Here is a 23,408-nt window from a genome sequence, read left to right as displayed (position 1 = left end):
GTGAACGACCCGATTCTCAGCGTCCGCGACCTCCAGATCGCCTACCGCACCGGCAGAAAAGAGTCGGTCACCGCCGTCGACGGCGTCAACCTCGACCTCTACCAGGGCCAGTCCCTGGCCCTGGTCGGCGAGTCCGGCTGCGGCAAGACCACCCTGGGCCTCGGACTGCTGCGACTGCTCCCCAGCCTCGGCCAGATCACCGCCGGCACCCTCCTCTACCGGCTCAAAGACGGCACCCACACCGACCTGCTCACCATGGGCAAAGAGCCGCTGCGCCGATTCCGCTGGAACGAGGCGGCCATGGTCTTCCAAGGCGCCATGAACGCGTTCAACCCCGTCGCCCGCATCGTCGACCACTTCGCCGACACCCTCCGCGACCACGCCGACGGCAAACGCTGGACCAAGCGGGCCGTCGAAGCCAGAGCCGGAGAACTCCTCGAGACCGTCCGGCTCGACCCCGACCGCGTCCTGCCCTCGTACCCGCACGAGTTGTCCGGCGGCATGAAGCAGCGCGCCCTGATCGCGCTGGCGATCGCCCTGGACCCGCAGGTGCTGGTCCTCGACGAGCCGACCACGGCCCTGGACCTGCTGACGCAGCGCCAGATCGTGCAGCAGCTCCACGAGCTGCGGGCGAAGTTCGGGTTCACGATGGTGTTCATCACCCACGACCTGGGGCTGGCCGCGGAGCTGGCCGACCGCGTCGCCACGATGTACGCCGGTCGGATCATCGAGACCGGGTCGGCGCGCGACATCTTCAAATCCCCGAAGCACCCGTACACGGCCGGGCTGATCAACGCGGTGATGCCCGTCAAGGGGGACCGGCCGGTCCTGGAGTCGATCCCCGGCTATCCGCCGAGCCTCAAGGCCATGCCGCCGGGCTGCGCGTTCCATCCGCGGTGCGCATTCGCGACCGAGGAGTGCCGCCTGGCGCCGGTGGCCTTGGACGTCCTGACCGACCGCCCCGACGGCATGACGCACGCCGCGGCGTGCCTGCACCACGACCGGGTCCGGCTCGACCGTAAGGAGACCAGCGATGTCTAGCCCACTGCTGCAGCTGTCCGGCCTCGAGCAGGTCTTCGACACCAAGAAGGGCCCGGTGCCGGCCGTCGGCGGCGTCGACCTCGAGGTCAGGCCCGGCAAAGTGCTGTGCCTGGTCGGCGAGTCGGGCTGCGGCAAGACCACCACCGCCCGCGCCGCCGCCGGTCTGGCCCGGCCCACCGGCGGCAGCGTGACCTTCCGCGGCAGGGACGTCGCCGAGATGGGCGCCAAGGAGCGCTTCGCCTACCGGCGGGCGGTCCAGTACATCCACCAGGACCCGTACGCGGCGCTGAACCCGACGCGCACGGTGTTCTCCACGCTCACGGCGGGGCTGCGCCGGCACGGCCTGGTGAGGTCCAAGGCCGAGGCCCGCCACAAGGCCGGCGAGCTGCTCCGGCTCGTCGACCTCACCCCACCGGAGTCCTACCTGGACTCCTATCCGCACCAACTGTCGGGCGGCCAGCGCCAGCGCGTCAACGTGGCGCGTTCGCTGGCGATGACGCCCGAAGTGCTCATCTGCGACGAGTCGACCTCCATGCTGGACGTTTCGATCCGGGTGAGCCTGCTCAACACCCTCGGCAAGCTCCGCGACGAGCTCGACGTCGGTTTCCTGTTCATAACCCACGACCTGGCGGTGGCCAAGTACTTCGCCTGGGACGGCGAGATCGCGGTCATGTACCTGGGGAAGGTCGTCGAGCACGGCCCGACTCCGCAGGTGATCGGCGATCCGCAGCACCCGTACACCAAGGCCCTCATCGGCGCGGTGTGCGAGCCCGACCCGGACCTGGCCCGCGCCAACCGGGCGGTCGACGAGCTGCGGTCGGCCGACATTCCGAGCCTGACCGACCTGCCGGCCGGGTGCACGTTCCATCCGCGCTGCCCGGCGTTCGAGCCGGGGCTGTGCGACGCGTCCGAGCCGCGGCTCGGCCCGGTGCACGGCAGGCGTCTGGCCTGCCATGTGGCCGCGCGCGGCGCTCCGGCTCAGGGCCGGGCGGCGGCGGCGGCGGGCGACGGCGGTCAGGTGGCGACGTGGTCGCCCTGATGGCCCGGTTCGGGCTCGGGTTCGGGGTCTTTCTGACCGCGAGCGCGCTGCTGCTCCTGCTCTACCTGCCCGCGGGAGGGGCCGAGTCGGCCGTCACGACGTTGACGGCCGTGCTCGGCGGCTTCCTGATCCTCATCTCCCTATTTGCCCTTTACACGGAAAGGAAGAGGCGATGACCTCTCAGAATTTCGAGCTTTCTCGGCGCCGGCTCATGCAGACGATCGGTATCGGCGCGGGCGGTGTCGCCGCCGCCGGTGTGCTGGGGGCCTGCCAGGCCGACAGCGGCGAGTCCGACGGCGGCACGGACGGGAAGTTCGTCTACGTCTACCCCTTCGACACCACCACGCAGCACTACAACGCCGCGATCAACAACGCCGCGCTCCTGACCTCGGCTCCGGTGGCCGAGCTGTTCATCCCGCGTCCGGCCGTCCTGGATTGGGCCACCAACGAGTGGATTCCGCAGCTGGCGGAGTCGGTGCAGCTTGATGGGGACACCCTGACCATCAAGCTCCGCGAGGGCGTGAAGTGGACCGACGGGAACGACGTGACCGCGAAGGACGTGGCGGGGACGATCTACCTGCAGAAGCTCAACGCCGCGCAGGGCACGGTCGGCTGGGACCAGCTGCAGTCGGCCACGGCCGACGACGATCTGACCGTGACGGTCGCCTATTCGAAGGCGTTCCCCGGCGTCGAGCACGGTGCGCTGAAGGTCCAGGTCCTGCCGTACGCCCGCTACGGCGAGTGGATGGACGAGGCCGAGCAGCTCGTCGCCGCCGGTGTGGTGCAGGGCGACGACGAGCAGTCGGCGCTGTCGGAGAAGATCGCCGCCGAGGACTTCCTCGACCAGGAGTTCATCACCTGCGGCGCCTACAAGTTCGACCAGATCGGCGAGACGGTCGTGAGCCTGAGCGTCCACGAGGACGGCCTGTTCGCCGATCAGGTGAACTTCGCGACCGTCGAGATCCAGAAGGGCGACAACCCGGCGTCGGTGCAGATGCTGCTCAGCCGGGAGGTCGACTACTGCACCAACGTGCTGGGCGCGACCGACCGGCAGACGCTCGAAGGGGTCGAGGGACTCAAGGAGATCTCGACGCCCGGCTTCGACGGCATCGGGTTGATGATCAACCAGGGCCGCCACCCCGAGCTCGCCGACCCGCGCGTGCGCAAGGCGTTCATGTACGTCTTCGACACCGAGGTCATCGGCGAGATCGCCAAGGGCGGGGGCGGCTACTACATTCCGGCGAACTACAGCGGTCTTCCGGACCCGCACTCCGAGGACCTGTTCGCCGACGGGGAGCTGGAGTACTACTCGCCCGACCACGACAAGGCCGCTTCGCTGCTGGAGGAGGCCGGTTGGACCAAGGAGGACGACGGCTGGCACAAGCCGGACGGCGACCTCGCCGAGTACACGATCATCGGCGTCGAGGGCTGGACCGACTTCGTCCTCTCCGGCGAGCAGGCCGCTTCGCAGCTGGCCGAGTTCGGGCTGGGCGTGACCTACCAGAACGTCCCGGCCGACAACCCGTGGGGCATCTGGGGCGCAGGCGACTTCGACATCGCGGTGCGCCACTGGGGCAACCCGTTCGTGCCGTACGTGTACGGCTCGTGGCAGATGGCCTGGTTCACCGACAACTCGAACACGGCCGACGCGCCGGGCATGGGCGTGCCGACCGCCGAGGTCGAGTCCCCGACGCTGGGCACGGTCAACGTCGACGAGCTGTACCTGCAGTCGCAGCAGGGCTCCGAGGCCGAGCAGGCCGAGGCCAACCACAAGCTGGGCGTCGTGTTCAACGAGACGCTGCCGCGGCTGCCGCTGTTCTTGAACCAGCGCATCACCTTCGCGATCGAGGGCGAGCGCGTCGAGGCGATCGGCCCGGGCCCGTACGAGCTCAACGACGTCTACTTCGACAACCCGATCATGGTGCGCCTGCTCGAGGGCGAGATCAAGCCGGCCCAGTGATCCGTCCCCATATAGGAAATATCCTATGGGGATTAATACGGGGCGGGGGCCGCGAGCGGCTCCCGCCTTCCGGGCTGCGCGTGCACCGAGGCGGGTCTGCGCGGCACGGCAGATGAGAGGCCCCGCGGGGAATTCCCCGCGGGGCCTCTCATCTGCCGTCAGTCGTCCTCGCACGGGGGCTGCGTCAGGCCGCCGCAGGTCGGTTCGTCGGTCGGCTCATCGGTGGGGTCGCCGCCGCCCTCGCCGCCCTCGTCCTCGGCGACGGCGTTGACGGTGATGCTGCTGCCCGGGGCCACCGCCGTGCCCGATTCCAGCTCCCCGCCGGGGCCGGAGACGCTCTCGATGACCGTGCCGTCCGGGTCGCCGGCGATCGTGACCGTCAGCCCCTCGGATTCGAGCGACGACCGCAGCTGCTCGGGCGTGGTCTCCTCGTTCCATTCGACCGTGACGCCCTGAACGGTGATGGTGACCGTGTCGCCTTCGCTCTGCGTCGATCCGGCGCTGGGATCCTGGTGGTAGACGACGCCGATCGAGCCGCCGTCGTTGCCGTAGACGACCTCCCACTGGAAGCCGGAATCGTCGAGCGTCTGCTTGGCCAGCTCCTCGGTCATGTCGATGACCGAGGGCACCGCGGACTGCCCGCCCTCGGAGACGATCAAGGTCACCTGGGAGCCCTTCTCGAGCGTCTCGCCCTCCTCGGGGTTCTGGCCCAGGACCGTGCCGGCCGATTCGGTGCTCTGCTCTTCTTCGACGGTGACCTCGAACAGGTAATCGTCGCCTTCGAGCAGCGCCCGGGCGTCGTCGATGTGATCGCCGCGGACGTCGGGCATCTCGACCGGTTCGGGCTCGACCGGCACCGTGATCTCGACGACGGTGCCCTCCTCGACCTCGTCGCCGGCCTCCGGGGTCTGCGAGGTGACGAAGCCGATGCCCTCGGCGTCGGGAGTGGCGGCCGGTTCCTCGATCACCTCGTATTCGAGCCCGGCTTCGGTGAGGGTCTGCTCGGCCTGCGACCGCTCCATGTCGATGACGCTCGGCACCGGAACCGTCGCCTCCTCTACGGCCCGCATGATGCCCCAGGCGGCCAGGCCGACCAGCGCGAGCGCGGCGATCACCCCGAGGGCGATGAGCCAAGGCCGCTTGCGGTCCTGCTCGGTCTCGATCGGCACGATCGGGTCGGTCGCGCCGGCGCCGGCGATGACCTGGGTGCGGGCGTCGGCGCCCATCACCATGGGCGCGGCCACCGCTTCGCCGCGGGCGGCGCGCACGAGGTCCTCGCGCATCTCCCCGGCCGACCGGTACCGGTTGTCCGGGTTCTTCGCCAACGCCTTCATCACCACGGCGTCGACGCCGGCCGGGACCGCCGGGTTGAGTTCCGAGGGGGGCCGGGCCTCCTCTCGGACATGCTGGTAGGCGACCGAGACCGGGTTGTCGCCGGTGAACGGCGGGTGCCCGACCAGGAGCTCGTAGAGGACGCAGCCGACGGCGTACACGTCGCTGCGGGCGTCGACGGTCTCGCCTCTGGCCTGCTCGGGCGAGAGGTACTGGGCGGTGCCGATGACCGCGCTGGTCTGGGTCATGGTGGCCTGGCCGCTGGCCAGGGCGCGGGCGATGCCGAAGTCCATGACCTTGACCTGGCTGGTGTCCGACAGCATCACGTTGCCGGGTTTGACGTCCCGGTGGATGATGTGGTGCTTGTGGCTGAAGTCGAGCGCCGAGCACATGTCGGCGACGATCTCGCAGGCGGCGACGTAGTCGAACCGCCCCTCGGCCTGGAGGACCTCTTTGAGGGTCTGGCCGTTGACGTACTCCATCACCATGTAGGGGATGCCGTGCTCTTCGCCGGTGTCGAAGACCGCGACGATGTTGGGGTGGTTGAGCGAGGCCGAGTTCTGGGCCTCCCGCCGGAAACGAACGAGGAACGATTCGTCGCGGGACAGGTCGGCGCGGAGGAGCTTCACCGCCACGTCGCGGCCGAGACGCAGGTCGCGGCCGCGGTGGACTTCAGCCATCCCACCGTAGCCGATGACCTCACCGATCTCGTATCTGCCGCCGAGGAGGCGGGGCTCTGTCGTCATCTCGCTTTACGTCCTCGTGTTCCGTTCATCGCCGATTGATTCTAATCGCAGCGGCAGTCCCGATTCGCCGCTATCGGTCCTCGCATTGGAGGCCCGGCATGCAGCCGTGTGTGGGCGGACCGGTCCTGTCCTCCTCGCTCGGGGATTCGGACGGCGCCGGGGTGGTCGGGGTTCCCTCATCGGGGGCGTCGGAATCGGCCACTTCGCCGGTCTGCCCGTCGCCGATCTCCGGTTCGTCGTCGGCGCCGCGGCCGCTCTGCAGCAGCAGCCAAACCATACCGCCCACCAGCACCAGCGCCACCACGCCTACGAGCACGCCCAGGACGGCCCTGCCGGGCCCTGCCCGTCCCTCTCCGGGCGGCGGGGCCTGCGCTCCGAGGTCGATCCGGCCGCCGGGACCGGACGGGGCGGCGACGGCGGCGGACGGGCCGCCCATGCCGACCACGCCGGCGCCGGCGGGCACAGGGCCAGGGCCGGGACCGGACATGAGGGAGGTCGGCGGGTGCGCCGTCAGTGAGGCGCGCGCGGCCGAGGCCATGTCGGCGCAGGTGCCGAAGCGCTGCGACGGGTCCTTGGTCATGGCCCGTTCGACGAACGCGCGCACGCCCTGCGGCACGTCCGGCGGCAGCGGCGGGGCGGGGGTGCGGACGTGGTGGAGGGCCAGTTCGATCGGGTTCTCGGCGTCGAAGGGCCGTCGCCCGGTCAGGCCGTGGAAGGCGACCACGCCGAGCGAGTACATGTCCGAGGCCGGGAGGACGCCGGTGCCTTCGGCCTGTTCGGGCGCGATGTAGGAGGCGGTGCCCATGACCGCGCCGGTCGCGGTCAGGTCGCCGGCCGCCCCCGACCGGGCGATCCCGAAGTCGGTCAGGACCGCCTGGCCGTCGCGGTCGCGCACGAGGATGTTGCCGGGTTTGATGTCGCGGTGGATGACGCCGTGGTCGTGGGCGTGCTGGAGGGCGTCGGCGACCGCGGCGACGATCGGCATCAGTTCGGCGGGGTCGAGGCGCCCGCGCTGGGAGAGCAGGTCGGACAGCGACCGGCCCTCGATGTACTCCATGACGAGGTAGGCGGTGGTGTCGCCGCTGGGCAGGGGCGCCTCACCGTAGTCGTGGACGCCGACGATGTGGGGGTGGGAGAGCGCGGCGACGGTCTTGGCCTCGGCGGCGAACCGTTTGGCGAAGCCCGGTTCGCTCAGCAGGGACGGCAGCAGCGCCTTGACGGCGACCGTGCGTTCCAGGACGGTGTCCTCCGCGCGCCACACCTCCCCCATACCGCCGACGGCGATGCGCTCGAGCAGTCGATATCGCTGCCCGAGACGCATTTCGGGGCTCAACACGGCGTGCTCCTCATTGCTCCGGGGGGTTGCCGCCCCAGTCTAGTCAGTCGCCGCTCAGGACCTGCTCCATGAGGTCCCCGGAGATGTCGGCGGCCTTGGAGGAGGCGCCGTCGCCGTAGGAGTCGAGGAAGACCGCGACGGCCACGACCGGTTCGCCGTCCTCGTCGAGCGCCCAGCCGTGGAACCAGCCGTGGTCGGGTTCGCCGCCGTCGGCGCCGACCGAGTGCTCGGCGGTGCCGGTCTTGCCGCCGACGGTGTGCCCCGACACCCGCGCGTTCGACCCGGTGCCCTCCTCGACGACGGCCCGCATGAGCTCCTGCATCTGCTCGGCGGTCGAACCGGAGATCGCCCTGCCCAGCGAGTTCTCGCGGCCGCGTTTGACGGTGACGCCGTCGGGACCGATGATCTGGTCGATCATCTGGGGCTCCATCCGTTCGCCGCCGTTGGCGATGGTCGCGGCGATGACCGCGTTCTGCACGACCGTCTCGCGGACCTCCTGCTGGCCGATGCAGGCCTGGGCGCGGAACGCGTCGGCGGAGATGTCGCCGGTCTGGGAGTGGTGGGTGTCCAGCGGCGTCTGGTAGGCCTCGCCGAAGCCGTAGGCCTCGGCCATCGCTTCGATGTCGCCGGAGCTGAGCGTTTCGACGCACAGCCGCGCGAACGTGGTGTTGCACGACTTCGCGAACGCCTCTTTGAGGGTCATCTCCTCGCTGGGGCACTGGTCGGAGGAGTTGCGGATCTCGTGGTCGGTGTCGGGGGCGGTGTAGGAGTTCCCCGCCGGGACCATGGTGTCGGCGTCGCCGTGGCCGCCTTCGATGAACGCCGAGGCGACGACGGTCTTGAACGTCGAACCGGGCGGGTACCAGTGGGCCCGGGTGCGGTCCTCCCCCGGATCGTCCGGGTGGCCGATCAGGTCCTCCCAGGCGGCCTGCGCGGTGTCGTAGTCGTTGGAGGCGACCTCGGTGGGGTTCCAGCCGGGATAGGAGGCCTCGGCGAGGATCTGCCCGGTGCGCGGGTCGGTCACGACCGCGCCGCCGTGGCTGCCGGTGTCGGCGATCGCGTCGTAGGCGGCCTTCTGGAGGTCGGCGTCGATGGTGAGGACGACGTCGCCGCCGAGCTGCTCCTCACCGGTGAGGGTCGAGCCGAGCTCGTCGAGGAAGAACAGGTCGCTGGAGCCGTTGAGGACCTCGTTCTGCTCGGCCTCCATCGCCGAGGCGCCCCGGTACAGCGACTTGAAACCGGTGATGTTGCCGAAGTAGTTCCCTTCGGGGTAGTCGCGGTAGTAGTCGTAGGCCGAGTCCGGCGGGCTCTCCAGCGACTGGGCGATCACCACGTCGCCGGCGAGGATCGAACCGCGCGGGACCTCGTACTCCTCGTACTGGGTGCGCCCGGCGGTGTGCGGCTCGTAGTCGGCGTGGCCGAAGAACTGCACCCACGTGACCTGGAGCAGGAGCACCCCCACCAAGGCGAGGGCGACGACGCCGGTGCGGCGGAGCGCTGGGTTCACTGTCGGGGGTCCTTCCCTGGCGGCATGCCGTTGCTGTCGGGGCCGGGCCCGGCCGGGGGCCCGTACGCGGAGTCAGGGGCCCGGGGCGGCGACTGGCCGGTGGACGGCGGGCTCGACTCGGGCGGCGGCGCTCCCGGAGACGGCGCCTGACCGGACTGCTCGCCACTGGGACCTTCCAGGGAAGCGGGGATGATCAGCTCGGTCTTCTGGTCGCCGCCGGGGACCGGACCGCCGACGGCCGCGGCCTCCTCTGCGGCGCGTTTGGCGGCCTGCTCGGCCAAGAACTCCGGCGGCGCCTCGGTCTTGTGCAGGCCGTACGAGGCCTGCCAGGGTTTGCGGGCGTCGTCGGAGACGCGGACCAGCAGCGCGCACAGCAGCCAGCTGCCGATGAGCGAGGACCCGCCCATGGCCAGGAACGGCGTGGTCTGCCCGGTCAGCGGGATCAGGCCGGTGATGCCGCCGCAGACGACGAACAGCTGGAAGGCCACCAGGAACGCCATGCCGCCGGCCATGAGCTTGCCGAACAGGTCCCGGGACATGACCGCGGTCTTGAAGCCCCGCTCGATGAACATCCCGTACAGCACCAGCAGCGCCATGATCCCGAACAGGCCGGTCTCCTCGCCGACGACCGAGAGGATGAAGTCGGACTCGGCCGCCGGCAGCAGATCGGGCCGGCCCTGGCCGGGACCATTGCCGAGCAGGCCCCCGTCGTTCATGCCCACCAGGCCGGTGACCAGCTGATACGACTGGTTGTCGACATAGTCGGGGTTGAACGGGTCGAGCCAGATCTGCACCCGCAGCTGCAGGTGGGAGAAGAACGGGTAGATCGCCACGCACCCGCCGATGAACAGCGTCAGGCCGATGACGATCCACGACACCCGCCGGGTCGCGATGTAGAGCATCGCCAAGAACATGCCGAACAGCAGCAGCGAGGTGCCCAGGTCGCGTTCGAAGATCAGGATGAGCAGGCTCGCGGCCCACACGATCACGATCGGCCCCAGGTCCTTCATGCGCGGGAACTGCAGGCCCAGGATCCTCGGGCCCGCCACACCGAGCACGTCGCGCTTGCGCACGAGGTAGACGGCGAAGAAGATCAGCAGCATCAGCTTCGCGAACTCGCTGGGCTGCACCGACAGGCCGCCGAGCTTGATCCAGTTCTTCGACCCGTCGGAACCGGAGATCGAATACGGCAGGAAACCCGGCAGGGCGGCCAGGCCGATGCCCGCGAACAAGAGAATATAGGCATAGCCGCGCATCACCCGGTGGTTGCGGACCACGGCCAGGAACACGCCGAACAGCGCCACCCCGATCATCAGATAGATCAGCTGGCGCCCGCCGATACCCGCGAACAGGCCCGTGTCCGGCTCGATCGCGTTGTCGTCGTACTGGTAGTTGATCCGCCGGATGAACACGATCCCGATCCCCGAGATCAGCGACGCGACCGTGACGAACAGCGGGTCGGCGTAAGGCGCGAAATACGCGGTCAAAGCCCACGCGGCCAAGGAGACCAGCACGATCGCGACCGGCAGCGCGACGGTCGTGGCCGAGGTCGTGCCCTCGAAACCCATGTCGACCGCGATCTGCAGCGCCAGCACGATCAGGCCGCCGAGCAGAATCAGCGCCAACTGGCGTCCGATACGGCGGGGCATGCCCGACAGCGGCGTCAGTGGCGGCTCGGACGGTCCCTGCGGCCGAGCGGTCGCCGACATCGGCTGGGCCATCAGTCCCCCTCGCGTCTCGGATAACGCAAGTGAGCCTACCTCCAGTCCGCTCAGTCGTCGCGGCAGTCCTTCGCCGCCGCGGGCACCGGATCGGACGGGTTGTCCGGTGAGGAGCACAGCGGCAGCAGCATGTCATTGGACGGCGCCGGATCGACCAGCTCGGCCAGCTCTGCCTGCGCCCGGTCCAGGCCGTCGGCGACGATCCCCTCGTCCAGGTCGCGGCGGACCTCCTCGACCGCGTCCCGGGCCGCCCGCTCCGACTCGACCTCCAGCCACGCCGCCCGCACCCCCGCGACCTCGACCGGCATCCCCCGGAAGACGCTGATGTTGCCGCCCTCCGAGACACCGATGAAGTACTGCGTGCGCAGCCACCACACACCGCCGGCGGCCACCAGCAGCAGCACCAGGAACACCCCCAGCACCGTCCGCCACACCCGGCCGGCCCGGCCGCGACGCCGCGGCTCATCGGCCGCCTCATCGCCCGGATCGTCCCGCGTCTCCTCCTCGGGCTCCTCACGCCGCTTGAGCGCCGGCAGCACCGCCGTGTCCGACTCGGCCAGCCGCGCATCCGCCGCCGCCCCCGCGATCACCGGCGCCTGCTCGCCCGGGTCCTCCTCGACCACGTCCGCGATCAAGACCGTCACATTGTCCGGAGCCCCCGCCTCCAACGCCTGCGTCACCAGCGACTCCACCGCCTCGATCGGCGTGGCCGCGCTCTGCAGCGTCAACGCGATGTCGGCGTCCGAGACCGGACCGGTCAACCCGTCCGAACACAACAGCATCCGGTCCCCGGCCACGGCCCGCAACGTCTGAAACGCCGGCTCGACCTCCGAGGCGCCCAGCGCCCGCAGCAGCAGCGAACGCTGCGGATGCCGCTCGGCCTCCTCGGCCGTGATCCGGCCCTCGTCGACCAGCATCTGCACATACGTGTCGTCCACAGTGATCTGCTCGAAGCCGCCGTCGCGCAACCGGTACGCCCGCGAATCACCGATGTGCACCATGTTGAACCACTCGCCGTCGAACCACAGCGCCGTCAACGTGGTCCCCATGCCCTCTTTGCTCGGGTCGTCGGCGACCATATGCCGGATCGCCCGGTTCGCCTCCGCCACCGTGTCGGCCAGCTCATCGGCCACCGAATCGGCCGGCGGCGGTTCGTCCAGCCGCGCGATCGTGTTCACCACGATCGCCGAAGCCAGATCCCCCGCGGCCATCCCCCCCATGCCGTCGGCGACCGCGATGAAATGCGCCCCCGCATACACCGAGTCCTGATTGCCTTGCCTCACCACACCGCGGTCGGACACCGCCGCGTATCGCAGGTGCAAACTCATGTAATCAACCGCCGTAGGAGCACTAGGCCCGCAGCTCGAAAGATGAACGCCCGATCCGAATCGGGACCCCCAAGGGCACTGGGGTCGGTCTGGTGACTCTAGCGCGTCCCAGGTAGGTGCCGTTCGTCGAGCCCAGATCCTCCACCACCCACTGCCCGTCCACCGGCGCGACACGCGCATGCCGGTTCGACGCGAAGTCGTCGCGGATCACGATCGTCGAATCCGGAGCCCGCCCGATCGAGATCGACTGCCCCGTCAACACGAACCGGCGACCGGCCAACTCACCCGACGTCACCACCAGCCACTGCGCCGTCTGCGCCGGCTGCCGCCCCGACGGCGCCGGCGGCCCCGACACCGGAGAACCCGGGCCGCCCGCCGTCGCCGGACGCCGCTGCGCCAGAAGATCCCGCGTCACCGTACGAGCCGCCGCGAACACGAACAGCCACAGCAGCACGAGAAACCCGAAACGGGCAACGGTCTGGACTATCTCAGGCATGCGGCACTCCCAGCGGACAATGAATCAGTCCCGAACACGGTAGCCCACGCGCACTCGCGCAGCCCCGCGCGCTGCGGCGGCCGCGCCCTAACCGGCCTGCAGCGTCAGCGACGTCGTCCCGATCTGCAGCACATCACCCGGCTGCATGCTCACCGTCGTGACACGCTGCCCGTTGACCAGCGTCCCGTTCGTCGAACCCAGGTCCGTCACCGACACCTGCCGGCCGTCGAAATCGACCCGCACATGACGGCGCGAGATCCCCACATCCGGCAACCGGATCTGCGCCTGCTCACCCCGCCCGATCACCGTCGCACCGTGCGCGACGGTGAACTGGCGACCGTCCGCGGCCACCAGCACCGGACCGGCCGGAGCCGGCTGATGCGACGGCCCGTAACCGCCGCCGGACACCGGCTGCGACGAATCGACGCCCTCATTGAGCGCCGCGACCTCGGCGGTCACCCGGAACATCCCGGTGTCCAGTCCCTCGCCGCGCTCGATCTCGACGATCACATCGCCGTACACGGTCCAGCCGTTCTCACCGATGAACTCCGCCTGCGACTGCGCCAGCTCCTGCGCCAGGGCCGCGGCGTACGGCGCCAAACGGTCGTGGTCCGGCGGCGAGAGGTCGATGACATAGCGGTTCGGCACCAGTACACGACCGCCGGCCAGCACGGCCTTGTGGGTCTCGGCCTCGCGCTGCATGGCGCTGGCGATCTCGACCGGGTGCACAACGCCCTTGAACATCTTGTTGAAGGTGCCCTCGAACAGGCCCTCCAGTTGTTTTTCCAAGCGTTGCAGAACGCTCACCGGTTATCCTCCTCGTTTGACGCCCAGCAGGCGGTGACGCTGTCCCTAGAATAAGCGCGTCGCACTCCGATGGTATCGGCAGGTTTCACGCGTCGACGAGCGGTTGAGTGCCAACACTTCCGCGAGCAGCCCTCGGATCACGGGTTCGGGTGACGACTCGATCAACGGGTCGTATCGGCTCATGACACCGCTGGCCAGGCCGCATTGCGCTCATGTTCGGAGGCGCGTATGGTGACGCGGGTGACAGATCGCGACATTGGTTCATTCATCCGCGACGTGCGCAAACGCGCGCACGTCTCGTTCCGTGAGCTCTCTGATCAGGCCGGTGTGTCGAACCCGTACCTGCAAGGCGAGCGCGGCGTGCGCCGGCCCAGCGCGGCGGTGCTGCGGCAACTCGCCGCGGCGCTGCGGATGACCACGCCCATCATGTACCTGCGCGCCGGTCTCGGCACCGACGAGGGCGGGGCGACGCCGCTGGCGATCGCGACCGACCCGGAGTTGAACGCCAAGCAGAAGCAGACGCTGACCGAGATCTACGAGTCCTTCGTACGCGAGAACGAGCGCACGGCGACGCTGCCGACGCAGCCCACCCGCCGCTGACCTCGCTCAAGCGCCGACGAACTCGCGCAGCGCCTCCAGCATCCTGTCGTTGTCCTCGGCCCGCCCGACCGTGACCCGGACGCCGTCGCCCGCGAACGGCCGCACCAGGATCCCCCGCCGCTCGCAATGCGCGGCGAAGTCCTGGGCCCGCTCGCCCAGCGGCAGCCAGAAGAAGTTCGCCTGCGACCCGGGCACGGCCGGCACCAGCTCCCGCGCCGCGGCGGTCACGCGCTCGCGCTCGTCCACGACCAGGCCGACGCGGCGGCGCATCTCCCGGTCGGCCTTCAGCGCCGCCAGCGCCGCGGTCTGGGCGAGGCTGTTGACCGCGAACGGGATCACGCACTTGCGGACGGTCTGGGCGACCTCGCTCGCGGCGACCATGTAACCGGCACGCAGCCCGGCCAGGCCCCAGGCCTTGGAGAAGGTCCGCAGGACCACGGTGTTGGGCCGGTCGCCGTAGCGCTCGATCGCGTCGGGCACCTCGGGGTCGGTCACGAACTCGCGGTAGGCCTCGTCGACGACGACCAGCACCGACTCGTCGACCGCGTCGAACAGCTCGTCGAGTTCACCGGCGGTCACACCCGGCCCGGTCGGGTTGTTCGGGCTGCACACGATCACCGCGCGCGTGTCGGGGCCGACGGCCTTGGCCATGGCCGCGACGTCGTGCCGGTGGTCGGGCGTGTTCGGGACCTGCACGCTCCGCAGCCCCGCGACCGTCGCGGCGATCGGATAGGCCTCGAAGGACCGCCACGAGTAGACGACTTCGCTGCCGGGCGTCGCGACCGACTGCAGCAGGTGCCCGATGAGCGCCACCGAGCCGGTGCCGGCGGCGATGCGGTCCACTTCGACGCCGAGCCGCTGCGACAGGGCCTCCCGGAGCTTGACCACGGCCATGTCGGGGTAGCGGTGGACCCGGCCGGCGTCTTCGGCGATCGCCTCGACCACGCCCGGCAGCGGCCCGTAGGGGACCTCGTTGCTGGAGAGCTTGAGCGCCTCGGGCATGGCCTTGCCGGGCACGTAGGTCGGGATCGCCTCGAGGTCGGATCGGAGCGGCGCGGTCATGAATGTGACTCCTCTGTACGGGGCACCTCGACGACGGCGGTGCCGGGGGACTTGTCGTGCAGGCACTGGCGGAACGGCCGGTCCCGGGTGCACCATATCCCGTCGAGGATCCACACGATCGCGCCGAACGGGAAGCACAGCAGCGGCAGCGCGGCATAGGACCAGCGCAGCAGCAGCCGGCCCCAGCCCAGCTCGACCGGGGCCAGGGAGACGACCTTGATGCCCATGAGGCGCTTGCCGATCGTCTGCCCGGTGTTGAGCGTCGCGGGGACCTCGTAGGCGAACCACAGGCCCATGCCGATGAGCAGGACGATCCACCAGCCGTTGGCGGCGCCGTCGCCGATCTGGACTTCGCTGCTGTCGGGGTTCTGCGCGGCCTCCTGGACGGCCGGCCAGAGCTGCTCGAGGAACTGGTAGATGAAGTAGCCGTTGACGACGGCGTTGAGGCCCAGCAGGCACAGGAAGTCGATCAGGCGGGCGACGAAGCGCGAACCCGGGTGGGCCAGGACGCGGCCGGCGAGGATGCGCTGGACGTCCCGATTGGAGATCCAGCCGACGGTGATGCCGAGGCTGCGGATGGGGACGGTGTCGGGCGGCTGGGTGACGCCGGGGGCGCGCTGGATGATCTTGGGAGGCGCCTCGCCGCCGAAGCCGCCGATCCCCTGCGGGCCGGCGGCCTCGTCCGATGGGGAGGGTTCGGCGGGTTCGTCGACCGGTTCGGGGCTCTCGGGGGGTTCGACGTCGGCCGGGACGGGCTTGCCGACCCAGGCGGAGCCGTTCCAGTAGCGTTGCACGGCTGGGTCGGCGGGGTCCCGGTACCAGCCCGGTTCGATCGTGGTCATCGACGCCCATTCTTGCAGCCGCCCGCCGACGATCCCAGCGAGTTGCCGCCTAGGCCCGTCGGCGGGCCCGCACCAGGGGTCCGGCGCCCGCCCCGCGGCCCCTTCCGCAGTGATACGGCCCGGCCGGGGAATCCCCGACCGGGCCGTTCGTTCACTGCTGCCACATCCGGACCGAGTTACCAAGCGTGAAATCTCTTAAGCGGTGTCCTGCTCCTAGGCGCGGGGCCCGCTGTGCCTCCCGACGGCTCGTGTCGCACGTGGGTACTCGGCGGCTGTGCCCGGATTCCTCCGGTCTGCGGAGACCGTGTCCCCGGATAGTCCTTCGGAATCCGTAACTCATTTCTACCCGCATACTCACCGGTAGTAAACCCCATTCGGCAAAAAATCCGAACGCCGCTCAGCGGTGAGGGAGCCGGCGCCTTCGGCGGCACCGCGATCGGTCGAAACGGCACGTCCGGCCCGGCAATGCAGTACCTTGCGGGACAAGAGCGCTTCGGCGCGACGCCGTTGAGGAGGACGCCATGACCACGCAGGACCCGCCCTCCCCGGGCACGCCCGGCGACGCCGACCCGTCCGGCGGCGGCGCCACGCCGGGCTCGTACTCGGGCGGCTCGATGCCGCCCCCACCGCCCTACGGCGGCGACAGGCCCGTCCCCGGCCGCGAACCCCGCAACGGCATGGGCCTGGCCGGCCTCGTGTGCGGCATCGTCGCCGTCGGCCTGTCCCTCATCCCCGGCCTCAACCTCTTCACCTGGCCGCTCGGCGTCCTCGCCATCATCTTCGGCGCCGTCGGGTGGAGCCGCGCGAACAAAGGCGAAGCGACCAACCGCAAAGCGGCCATCGCCGGACTCGTCCTCGGCATCGTCTCGTTCTTCACCCTCTGCCTGATCTACGTCCTCATCGGCGCCGGCGGCAACAGCTACTACGACGCGGCCCCGCCGCTCTAACACCCGCAGCCACGCACCACGGCGCATCACCGACACCAGGCGCAACTCGTCGTCGAGCACCACCGCGTCGGCGAACCGGCCCGGCTCGATCGCGCCCACATCCTCCAACCCCAGCAGCTCGGCCGGCGTCGTCGCCGCCATCTGCGCGGCCGCGGCCACCGACCGGCCGGCCAACTGCACCGCATTGCGCACCGCATCCAGCAACGTGATCGTCGAACCCGCGATCGTGTCGGTCCCCGCCACCCGAGCGACCCCCTCGCGCACCTCCACCTCGTGCCGCCCCAGCCGGTACGAGCCGTCCTCCAGACCCGCCGCGTCCATCGCGTCCGACACCAGCATCGTCCAACCCGGCAACGACACGTCGAAAGCGAACCGCATCGTCCCCGGATGCAGATGCACCCCGTCCGCGATGATCTCCGAGAAGATCCGCTCATCGGCGATCAACGCCGGAACCGGCCCCGGATCACGATGATCGAAACCCCGCATGGCGTTGAACAGATGCGTCGCCGACTGCGCCCCCGCATCGATCCCCGCCTCCGTCTGCTCATAACTGGCGTCGGTGTGCCCGATCGAGGCGACCACCCCCCGCGAATCCAGGAACTCGATCGCCTCCACCGCACCCGGCAGCTCCGGAGCGATCGTCACCATCTTCACCGCGCCCTCACCGGCCTCCAGCAGCTCCGCCAACTCGCCCAGATCCGGATCACGCAGCGCCTCCACCACATGGGCGCCGCACTTCGCCGCCGAAATGTACGGCCCCTCGCAATGCACCCCCACCAGCGTCCCCTCGGCCACCAGCGGCGCGAGCGCCCTCGTCGCCGACAACATGTCCTCGTGCGGCGACGACACCAACGACGCCACCAGCGACGTCGTCCCCCGCGACGCATGGAAGGCCGCCGCCGAACGAGCAGCGTCCGCATCACCGTCCGCCAGCGAATACCCGCCACCGCCATGACAGTGGACGTCCACGAAGCCCGGCAGCACCCAGCCGCTCGGATCCCCGTCCCGTTCCTCGACCGCGGCGATCCGATCCCCCTCGACGACCAAGGCCCCGTTCACGACCCCGTCCGGGGTGACGATCCGGCCCACGTCCGGCAGCATGACGCCTTCCACTGGAACTCCTTCATTTCGATCCGGCATGTGACAGCTCACGCCGGTGCGGCAGAATACTCATGAGCGCGCGAGCCTGCAACGTGCACGGCGCGCGCACCGACGACCTAGTTTCGAACACTATCTTGCAGGCCGCGGCGGCCCGCCGCGATACCGACCCGAGGAGAACCGTGGACCGCTACGCCCGGTGGAACACCTTGCTGGAGATCCTCGCCGAAACCGGCCGGATCACGGTGGAGGACGCGGCGAGCCGGCTCGGCGTCTCACAGGCGACCATCCGCCGCGACTTCGACCAGCTCTCCCAGCAGCAGATGATCACCCGCACCCGCGGCGGCGCCGTCGCCGGCGGCATCTCATACGACCTGCCCCTGCGCTACAAGACCGCCCGCCATGTCGAAGAGAAGCACCGCATCGGCACCGCCGCGGCCGGACTGGTCAACGCCGGACAGGTCATCGCCCTCAACGGCGGCACGACCATCACCGAGGTGGCCCGCGCGCTGGCCACCCGCACCGACCTGGTGGCCACACCGGGCTCGACGGGGCTGACGATCGTGACAAACGCGCTCAACATCGCCAACGAGCTGATCGTGCGCCCGCACTTGAAGGTGGTGGTGGTCGGCGGCGTGGTGCGCCCGCAGTCGTACGAGCTGATAGGGCCGCTGGCCGCGCCGATCCTGCGGGAGATCACCTTGGACATCGCCTTCCTGGGAGTGGACGCGATCGACATCAAGCTCGGCGCGACCAGCCACCATGAAGGCGAGGCGGCGATCAACGCGCTGATGGCGGCCCGGGCCCGCAAGGTGGTGGTCATCGCCGACGGCTCCAAGATCGGCGGCCACGCCTTCGCGAGAATCTGCGCCACCGACCGGGTCCACACCCTGGTGACCGACGGAAACGCCCCGCCGGAGCAGCTGCGGGCCTTCGAAGAGGCCGGGATCCGAGTCATCGTCGTCTAGTTGTCCACAGGCGGCCGCGCTCCGCACCAACCCTCGCTACGATCCGGCTACCAGTCAGAACACCGCTGAGTACCGAAGTTGTCCACAGGCGGAGAATCAGTGCTTGAGGCCCTTGACTTCTTGTGGGACGCTGGCTCCAGTTTTGGTGTAGGTCGGCGGTTAATAGGGGAGACCGCGCGGACCGCCGGAAGATCGCGGCGCGGGGTAGGCTCCCGCGCCGCGGCACCTGCACCAGGCGCCCGGGAGGCCACGGCGGCCGGAACCCAGCCCGTTCCGGCCGCCGAAGCCACACAACACACAACAGCATAAAAAACGGCGGACGGGCCAAGACTCCCCTAGAACCTTGACCCGTCCGCCGAACGACACATTCACATCAGGAGCGAGGCACCATGCTCTCCTGACCGTTCTGATCGGCTCCGGGTCCGGGCTCGAACAGACCGCCCTGGTTCGGGCTGAACTGGCCCTCCACGCCGGCGCCTTCCATCGGCTGCTCCTCGAGCGGCTCGGAAACCTTCGGGCGGCCCAGCCGGTCCAGCACGACCGACACGACCACGCCCACCAGGAGCGCGCCCGCGAAGATCACGCCGTCCCAGCGGTTGAACAGTTCGGGGTCCGAGGACGGCGCCTCGAGGTTCGACCGGAGCAGGATCGCGGACCACAGCAGCACCGTGGCCAGGAGCGTGCCGGCGATACCGCCGCGGCGCCCCCACAGGCTGGTGCCGCCGAGGAGCACTGCGATCAGTACGAACGGCGTCAGCAGGAGCGTGGGTCCGCCGGCTGAGGAGAAGGAGCCGAACACGGAGCCGCCCTGCATCGCTTCGCCGGACTGGAACACCGCCACGAGGAAGCCGGCCGAGCCGGCCAGGAACAGCGACAGGAAGGTGCCGCCGAAGAGGGCGAGCACTGAAGCCGCCTCGCGGGGCTCGGTGCCCTCGAGCGCACCCTTGACGCGCGTGAACCGGTCGCGCACCCCGGGAGCGAGACCGAGCAGCCCACCGGCGAGGGAGATCACCGCCGCGCCCGCGAACAGCCACATGCCGTCCGGAGCGGTCCAGCCGGAACCGGACTCGAGGTTGAGGTCTGCGGCGAGCCGGCTCATGAGCGGGGCGGCACCGACGATCGCGAAGGCCAGCGCCAGGCCGGTCATCCACGCCGGGATGCGCAGCGCGAGTGCGAGCACGGTGAACACCGCCGTCGTCACCACCGCGGCCACGGCGGTGATGCCCAAGCCCATCCACGGGTTGGTGCTGACGAACATCGTCGGGGCCGACAGGACCAGGAACGCCATGGCGGGCACGGCCAGGTTGACCGCGCCGAGCCGCAGTGACAGGCCGAGGGCGGTCACGAGCAGCAGCAGCGGGGCCAGGCGGGCCATCTCGGTGTTGGCCGTGTCCATCAGCGGCTGGTCGCCGAAGATCTCGCTGCGCTGTTGGTAGACGAGGAACAGGGCGTTGAGCGTCAGCAGCACCAGGATGGCTTCCCAGACCAGCTGGAAGACGAGCCGGTCGCGCGGCGGCTTGGCCTCGGCGAAGTCGGCGCCGCTCGCCTCGCCGCGGTCGGAGGCGAACGGCACGGTGGGCGAGGCCTCCGGCTGGAAGGGTGCCGACTGCCCGCCCATGTCGCCGTTGCCGACGCTGGGAAGGGCGCCCGGCACGGCCGTCAGCTGCTGGGTCTGGTCGCGCTGCTCGCCGTCCTCGTCTTCGCGTTCAGGGGGTACATAGGTCATTGGAGAGTCCTCTGTGTGGAGGGGATGTTTCTATACGAATCCGGCCCTTACCGTCCGAAACGTCGGTCGCCGTCATCGTATCGAGCGCCCCCGTGCGACTCGTAGCCGTAGTCGTCGGCGCGGGGGTCGCGGAGGTCGTCGAAGACTCCCGAGGCGCCGAACGGGTCGCCGCCTACGCGAGGCATGCTCCCGGTGGTCGCCCATGGGTCGCCGCCGCTGCCGACGGCCGCCAGGTCTTCGTCGTACTGCTCGTAGTCGCCGTCTCGTTGAGCCGGGATCGGGTCGTCTTCGCGCAGGTCGTCGACCTCGCCTGCCCGGTTGGAGAAGGCGAGCTCGTCTTCGTCGGGGAGGTTCATGGCCTCTACGAGACGGGTGACCAGGAAGCCGAGGACGATCGCGCCGAGCGCGATCCAGCCGGGGTCGAAGTTCCAGCCGCGCGCCTCCGCCAGCCACATCAGGGCCAGCAGCAGTGTCGAGGCGAACACGGTCCCGCACACGCCTCCGCGTCGACCGAAGAGGCTGGTGCCGCCGAGCAGGGCCGCGCCGAGCGCCATGACCGACAGGAGGATCGGGTCGGGCAGTCCGGCGGCCCCGTTTTCGGGAACGCCGGTCCAGGCGATGATCACGCCGGCGGCGCCGGCCATCGTCGTGGACATGAGGGTGCCGAAGAAGACGGTGCCGCCGCGCCCGTGCCGGTCGCCGGCGGGCGTGTCGCGGATCGGCGCGAGGCGCTGTCGGACGCCGACGAACGCCCCGACGAGCCCGAGGAACACCGAGAGTCCGATCGCGCCCGCCAGCGCGGCGAGGATGCCGGTGGCGGGCAGTTCGGCGAGCATGAAGTCGGCGGGGTCGCCGGCGGTGCCGGACCAGAGTCCGATCGCGCCGCCGATGACGCCGCTGGCGGCCCAGCCGGGGACGCGGAGCCATGCGCAGAGGATGGCGAGGAAGATGCCGGCGAAGAGGGCGGCACCGAGGCCCGTGCCGAGTGCGATGGCGGTTCCGGAGCCGGAGGCGTCGGTGAAGATCCAGGCTGACAGGAGTGCGATGGGTCCGACGGCGAGGTTGATGGAGCCGATGCGCAGTGAGGTGGCGACGGCGGTGGCGAGGAGTAGCAGGGGGGCGAGGGCGGCCGTGTAGCCGTTCCATGATTGTTCGGCGAATGGTCCGCCGGCGGATTGGGTGAGGGCGAATAGGATGCCGCCGCCGAGGAGCATCAGTCCGATTTCCCAGACGACGTGGACGGCCATGCGGTCGGCCGGTAGTTCGGCGACGACGTCGTGGGATGAGGTCGAATCGCGGTCGTCGCGTCGACTTGGGGTGTCAAACTTCATTTGGCGCACCTCATAACGCGCAATGTATGCGTGATGTACCGGATGGGGATGGAACCGGGTGTTGTGGCTATCCAGTTGAGCTGTCGTCGTCGTCGCGTTCTTGTTGTGGCGGGATTCTGCAGGAGCGTTCCAGCCATAGTGCGGCGGCGGTGAGCCCGGCGCAGGAGACGGTGCCGAGGATGGCTCCCGGCAGGTCGTCGGTGGCGGCGGTGAGTCGGTCGCTTTGGATGGCCAGCCAGATCGTGAAGCCCAGGTAGGCGCCGAAGAAGAGGGCGCCGGCTATGGCGGCGGCCTTGGCGAGGACGGCGTATCTGGCGATCTGGAGTGCGTGGTCGGGGCCTTGGAGGGTCCCGGTGGGTGGTGTGGGGGTCCCGGTTTGCTGGGCGGCTTCCGCCGGTGTTCGCCGCGGGTTCGGGTTCAGCGTCTTTCTGGTGTTCCAGGCGAGCCAGGCCAGGAGTGCGGCGAGCGTGAGGATGGCCGCGGAGTTGTACCAGGCGAGGTCGGGTGCTTGCTGGTAGTAGCGGGCGACGAGCAGCAGTGTGGTGGCGCCGCCGGCTGTGGCGCTGACGGCGAGGGTGGACGGGGCGGTCGGCCTCAGGGTCGGCTGGGGACCGTGCTTGTCGTCACTCATGATCTTCTGACCATATCGGGTGCAGTCGGCGCAATGCGCGCGCGTCCGCGGCTAGGTTGTCGTCGCGGAGCAGGTCGCGGACGCGGCCTTTGCCGGGGAGGTGGGCTTGGCGGTCGATGGCGAGCCAGGGTACGAGGACGAAGGCGCGGAGGTGGGCGCGGGGGTGGGGTAGTTCGAGTCGGGGTTCGGCGCGGTGGACGGGGGTGCCGTCGTCGTTCCAGACGGCGATGAGGTCGACGTCGAGGGTGCGGGGGCCGTAGGGGCGGTCGGGGTCGCGGATGCGGCCGGCGTCGAGTTCGAGGTCTTGGGCGAGTTGGAGCCATTGGTCGGCGCCTTTGGCCGGGTCGGTGGCGATGGCGGTGACGTTGTAGTAGGCGGGTTGTTCGTCGTCGCCGCCCCAGGGTGGGGTTTCGTAGAGGTCGGAGACGGTGTGGGGGCGGATGGCGGTGATGGCGGCGGTGAGGTTGGCTTCGCGGTCGCCGAGGTTGGAGCCGAGGCTGAGGACGACGCGGCTCATGGGCGGTTCCGTTCGATGGTCACGGCGACGTCGGTGAAGTGGTGTGCGATGGGGGCGCCGGGTTTGTGGACGGTGATTTTGGCGCGTTCGACGTGCGGGTGTCGGAGGCAGGCGGTGGCGAGGCGTTCGGCGAGGGTTTCGATGAGGTTGCACGGTTCGCCGCCGACGATGTCGGCGAGGGTGTCGGCGAGGGCGCCGTAGTCGACGGTGTGGGCGAGGTCGTCGGTGGCGGCGGCTTGGGCGGTGGAGGTGGTGAGGGTGACGTCGACGATGAAGTCTTGTCCGGTTTCGCGTTCGTGGGCGAATACGCCGTGGCGGCCGTGCACTTTGAGGCCGGACAGGGTGATGACGTCGGTATCCACGTGCCTGAGCC

The 23,408-nt window shown here is 69.9% G+C and carries 19 protein-coding genes and 2 pseudogenes; 6 read left to right on the top strand and 15 right to left on the bottom strand.

Features of this window, described 5'->3' with window-relative positions; all coding sequences use genetic code 11:
- Genes ACYVL2_RS10700 through ACYVL2_RS10685 form a run of 4 tightly spaced genes read left to right on the top strand, consistent with a single transcriptional unit; the run spans window position 1 to window position 4,040 of the window.
- Complete coding sequence (locus tag ACYVL2_RS10700) at window positions 1–1,041, top strand: ABC transporter ATP-binding protein (protein WP_460543036.1); 1,041 nt, start codon at window positions 1–3, stop codon at window positions 1,039–1,041.
- Window positions 1,034–2,080, top strand: coding sequence for an ABC transporter ATP-binding protein (locus ACYVL2_RS10695; protein ID WP_460543034.1), 1,047 nt, complete (start codon window positions 1,034–1,036; stop codon window positions 2,078–2,080). The genes ACYVL2_RS10700 and ACYVL2_RS10695 overlap by 8 nt, the downstream gene beginning before the upstream one ends.
- A complete protein-coding gene (locus tag ACYVL2_RS10690; protein WP_460543032.1) occupies window positions 2,068–2,256 on the top strand; it encodes a hypothetical protein in 189 nt (62 codons plus the stop codon). The genes ACYVL2_RS10695 and ACYVL2_RS10690 overlap by 13 nt, the downstream gene beginning before the upstream one ends.
- Window positions 2,253–4,040 (top strand): periplasmic substrate-binding domain-containing protein, encoded by a 1,788-nt coding sequence (locus ACYVL2_RS10685; protein ID WP_460543029.1) that lies wholly within the window; start codon window positions 2,253–2,255, stop codon window positions 4,038–4,040. Before ACYVL2_RS10690 ends, ACYVL2_RS10685 begins: the two co-directional genes overlap by 4 nt.
- Window positions 4,041–4,198: 158 nt before the next feature.
- Here the strand turns inward: ACYVL2_RS10685 and pknB are convergent, their stop codons facing one another.
- The 7 genes from pknB to ACYVL2_RS10650 all read right to left on the bottom strand — a co-directional run bounded on the left by pknB (window position 4,199) and on the right by ACYVL2_RS10650 (window position 13,313).
- The gene (gene pknB / locus ACYVL2_RS10680; RefSeq protein WP_460543027.1) at window positions 4,199–6,118 is read right to left on the bottom strand and encodes a Stk1 family PASTA domain-containing Ser/Thr kinase; all 1,920 of its coding nucleotides are present in this window, start codon (window positions 6,116–6,118) and stop codon (window positions 4,199–4,201) included.
- 70 nt (window positions 6,119–6,188) lie between these two features.
- Complete coding sequence (locus ACYVL2_RS10675; protein WP_460543025.1) at window positions 6,189–7,454, bottom strand: serine/threonine-protein kinase; 1,266 nt, start codon at window positions 7,452–7,454, stop codon at window positions 6,189–6,191.
- 43 nt (window positions 7,455–7,497) lie between these two features.
- Window positions 7,498–8,961 (bottom strand): penicillin-binding protein 2, encoded by a 1,464-nt coding sequence (locus tag ACYVL2_RS10670; RefSeq protein WP_460543023.1) that lies wholly within the window; start codon window positions 8,959–8,961, stop codon window positions 7,498–7,500.
- The gene (locus tag ACYVL2_RS10665; RefSeq protein WP_460543021.1) at window positions 8,958–10,682 is read right to left on the bottom strand and encodes an FtsW/RodA/SpoVE family cell cycle protein; all 1,725 of its coding nucleotides are present in this window, start codon (window positions 10,680–10,682) and stop codon (window positions 8,958–8,960) included. The genes ACYVL2_RS10670 and ACYVL2_RS10665 overlap by 4 nt, the downstream gene beginning before the upstream one ends.
- A 50-nt stretch (window positions 10,683–10,732) precedes the next feature.
- Window positions 10,733–12,010, bottom strand: a complete 1,278-nt coding sequence (locus ACYVL2_RS10660; protein WP_460543018.1) for a PP2C family protein-serine/threonine phosphatase — start codon at window positions 12,008–12,010, stop codon at window positions 10,733–10,735.
- 22 nt (window positions 12,011–12,032) lie between these two features.
- Complete coding sequence (locus ACYVL2_RS10655; protein WP_460543016.1) at window positions 12,033–12,506, bottom strand: FHA domain-containing protein; 474 nt, start codon at window positions 12,504–12,506, stop codon at window positions 12,033–12,035.
- An 87-nt stretch (window positions 12,507–12,593) separates the two neighbouring features.
- The gene (locus ACYVL2_RS10650; RefSeq protein ID WP_460543014.1) at window positions 12,594–13,313 is read right to left on the bottom strand and encodes an FhaA domain-containing protein; all 720 of its coding nucleotides are present in this window, start codon (window positions 13,311–13,313) and stop codon (window positions 12,594–12,596) included.
- Window positions 13,314–13,541: 228 nt separating this feature from the next.
- Between ACYVL2_RS10650 and ACYVL2_RS10645 the strand changes: the two are divergent.
- Window positions 13,542–13,883: pseudogene (locus ACYVL2_RS10645) on the top strand (helix-turn-helix domain-containing protein); the annotation flags it as partial.
- Between the two features lie 36 nt (window positions 13,884–13,919).
- Here ACYVL2_RS10645 and hisC read toward each other — a convergent pair.
- The 3 genes and pseudogenes from hisC to nagA all read right to left on the bottom strand — a co-directional run.
- Window positions 13,920–14,975, bottom strand: coding sequence for a histidinol-phosphate transaminase (gene hisC / locus ACYVL2_RS10640; protein ID WP_460543012.1), 1,056 nt, complete (start codon window positions 14,973–14,975; stop codon window positions 13,920–13,922).
- Window positions 14,972–15,817 carry an RDD family protein gene (locus tag ACYVL2_RS10635; RefSeq protein WP_460543010.1) on the bottom strand — a complete coding sequence of 282 codons (846 nt, stop codon included), beginning with the start codon at window positions 15,815–15,817 and terminating at the stop codon, window positions 14,972–14,974. Before ACYVL2_RS10635 ends, hisC begins: the two co-directional genes overlap by 4 nt.
- 953 nt (window positions 15,818–16,770) lie before the next feature.
- Window positions 16,771–17,865 (bottom strand): annotated as a pseudogene (gene nagA, locus ACYVL2_RS10630) (N-acetylglucosamine-6-phosphate deacetylase); the annotation flags it as partial.
- A 179-nt stretch (window positions 17,866–18,044) separates the two neighbouring features.
- Between nagA and ACYVL2_RS10625 the strand changes: the two are divergent.
- A complete protein-coding gene (locus tag ACYVL2_RS10625) occupies window positions 18,045–18,830 on the top strand; it encodes a DeoR/GlpR family DNA-binding transcription regulator (RefSeq protein WP_460543008.1) in 786 nt (261 codons plus the stop codon).
- Window positions 18,831–19,203: 373 nt separating this feature from the next.
- Here ACYVL2_RS10625 and ACYVL2_RS10620 read toward each other — a convergent pair whose 3' ends face one another.
- The 5 genes from ACYVL2_RS10620 to folB form a co-directional block, all read right to left on the bottom strand.
- Window positions 19,204–20,556: an ABC transporter permease gene (locus tag ACYVL2_RS10620; protein WP_460543006.1), complete on the bottom strand. Its 1,353-nt coding sequence runs from the start codon at window positions 20,554–20,556 to the stop codon at window positions 19,204–19,206.
- A 47-nt stretch (window positions 20,557–20,603) separates the two neighbouring features.
- Window positions 20,604–21,887: a hypothetical protein gene (locus ACYVL2_RS10615; RefSeq protein ID WP_460543004.1), complete on the bottom strand. Its 1,284-nt coding sequence runs from the start codon at window positions 21,885–21,887 to the stop codon at window positions 20,604–20,606.
- A 67-nt stretch (window positions 21,888–21,954) separates the two neighbouring features.
- The gene (locus ACYVL2_RS10610) at window positions 21,955–22,518 is read right to left on the bottom strand and encodes a DUF3180 domain-containing protein (protein ID WP_460543002.1); all 564 of its coding nucleotides are present in this window, start codon (window positions 22,516–22,518) and stop codon (window positions 21,955–21,957) included.
- The gene (gene folK, locus ACYVL2_RS10605; RefSeq protein ID WP_460543000.1) at window positions 22,511–23,035 is read right to left on the bottom strand and encodes a 2-amino-4-hydroxy-6-hydroxymethyldihydropteridine diphosphokinase; all 525 of its coding nucleotides are present in this window, start codon (window positions 23,033–23,035) and stop codon (window positions 22,511–22,513) included. The genes ACYVL2_RS10610 and folK overlap by 8 nt, the downstream gene beginning before the upstream one ends.
- Window positions 23,032–23,397: a dihydroneopterin aldolase gene (folB, locus tag ACYVL2_RS10600; protein WP_460542998.1), complete on the bottom strand. Its 366-nt coding sequence runs from the start codon at window positions 23,395–23,397 to the stop codon at window positions 23,032–23,034. Before folB ends, folK begins: the two co-directional genes overlap by 4 nt.
- Window positions 23,398–23,408 lie beyond the last annotated feature (11 nt).

It is taken from the genome of Glycomyces halotolerans (assembly GCF_054779575.1).
This window is presented reverse-complemented; position numbering and strand designations above follow the sequence as displayed.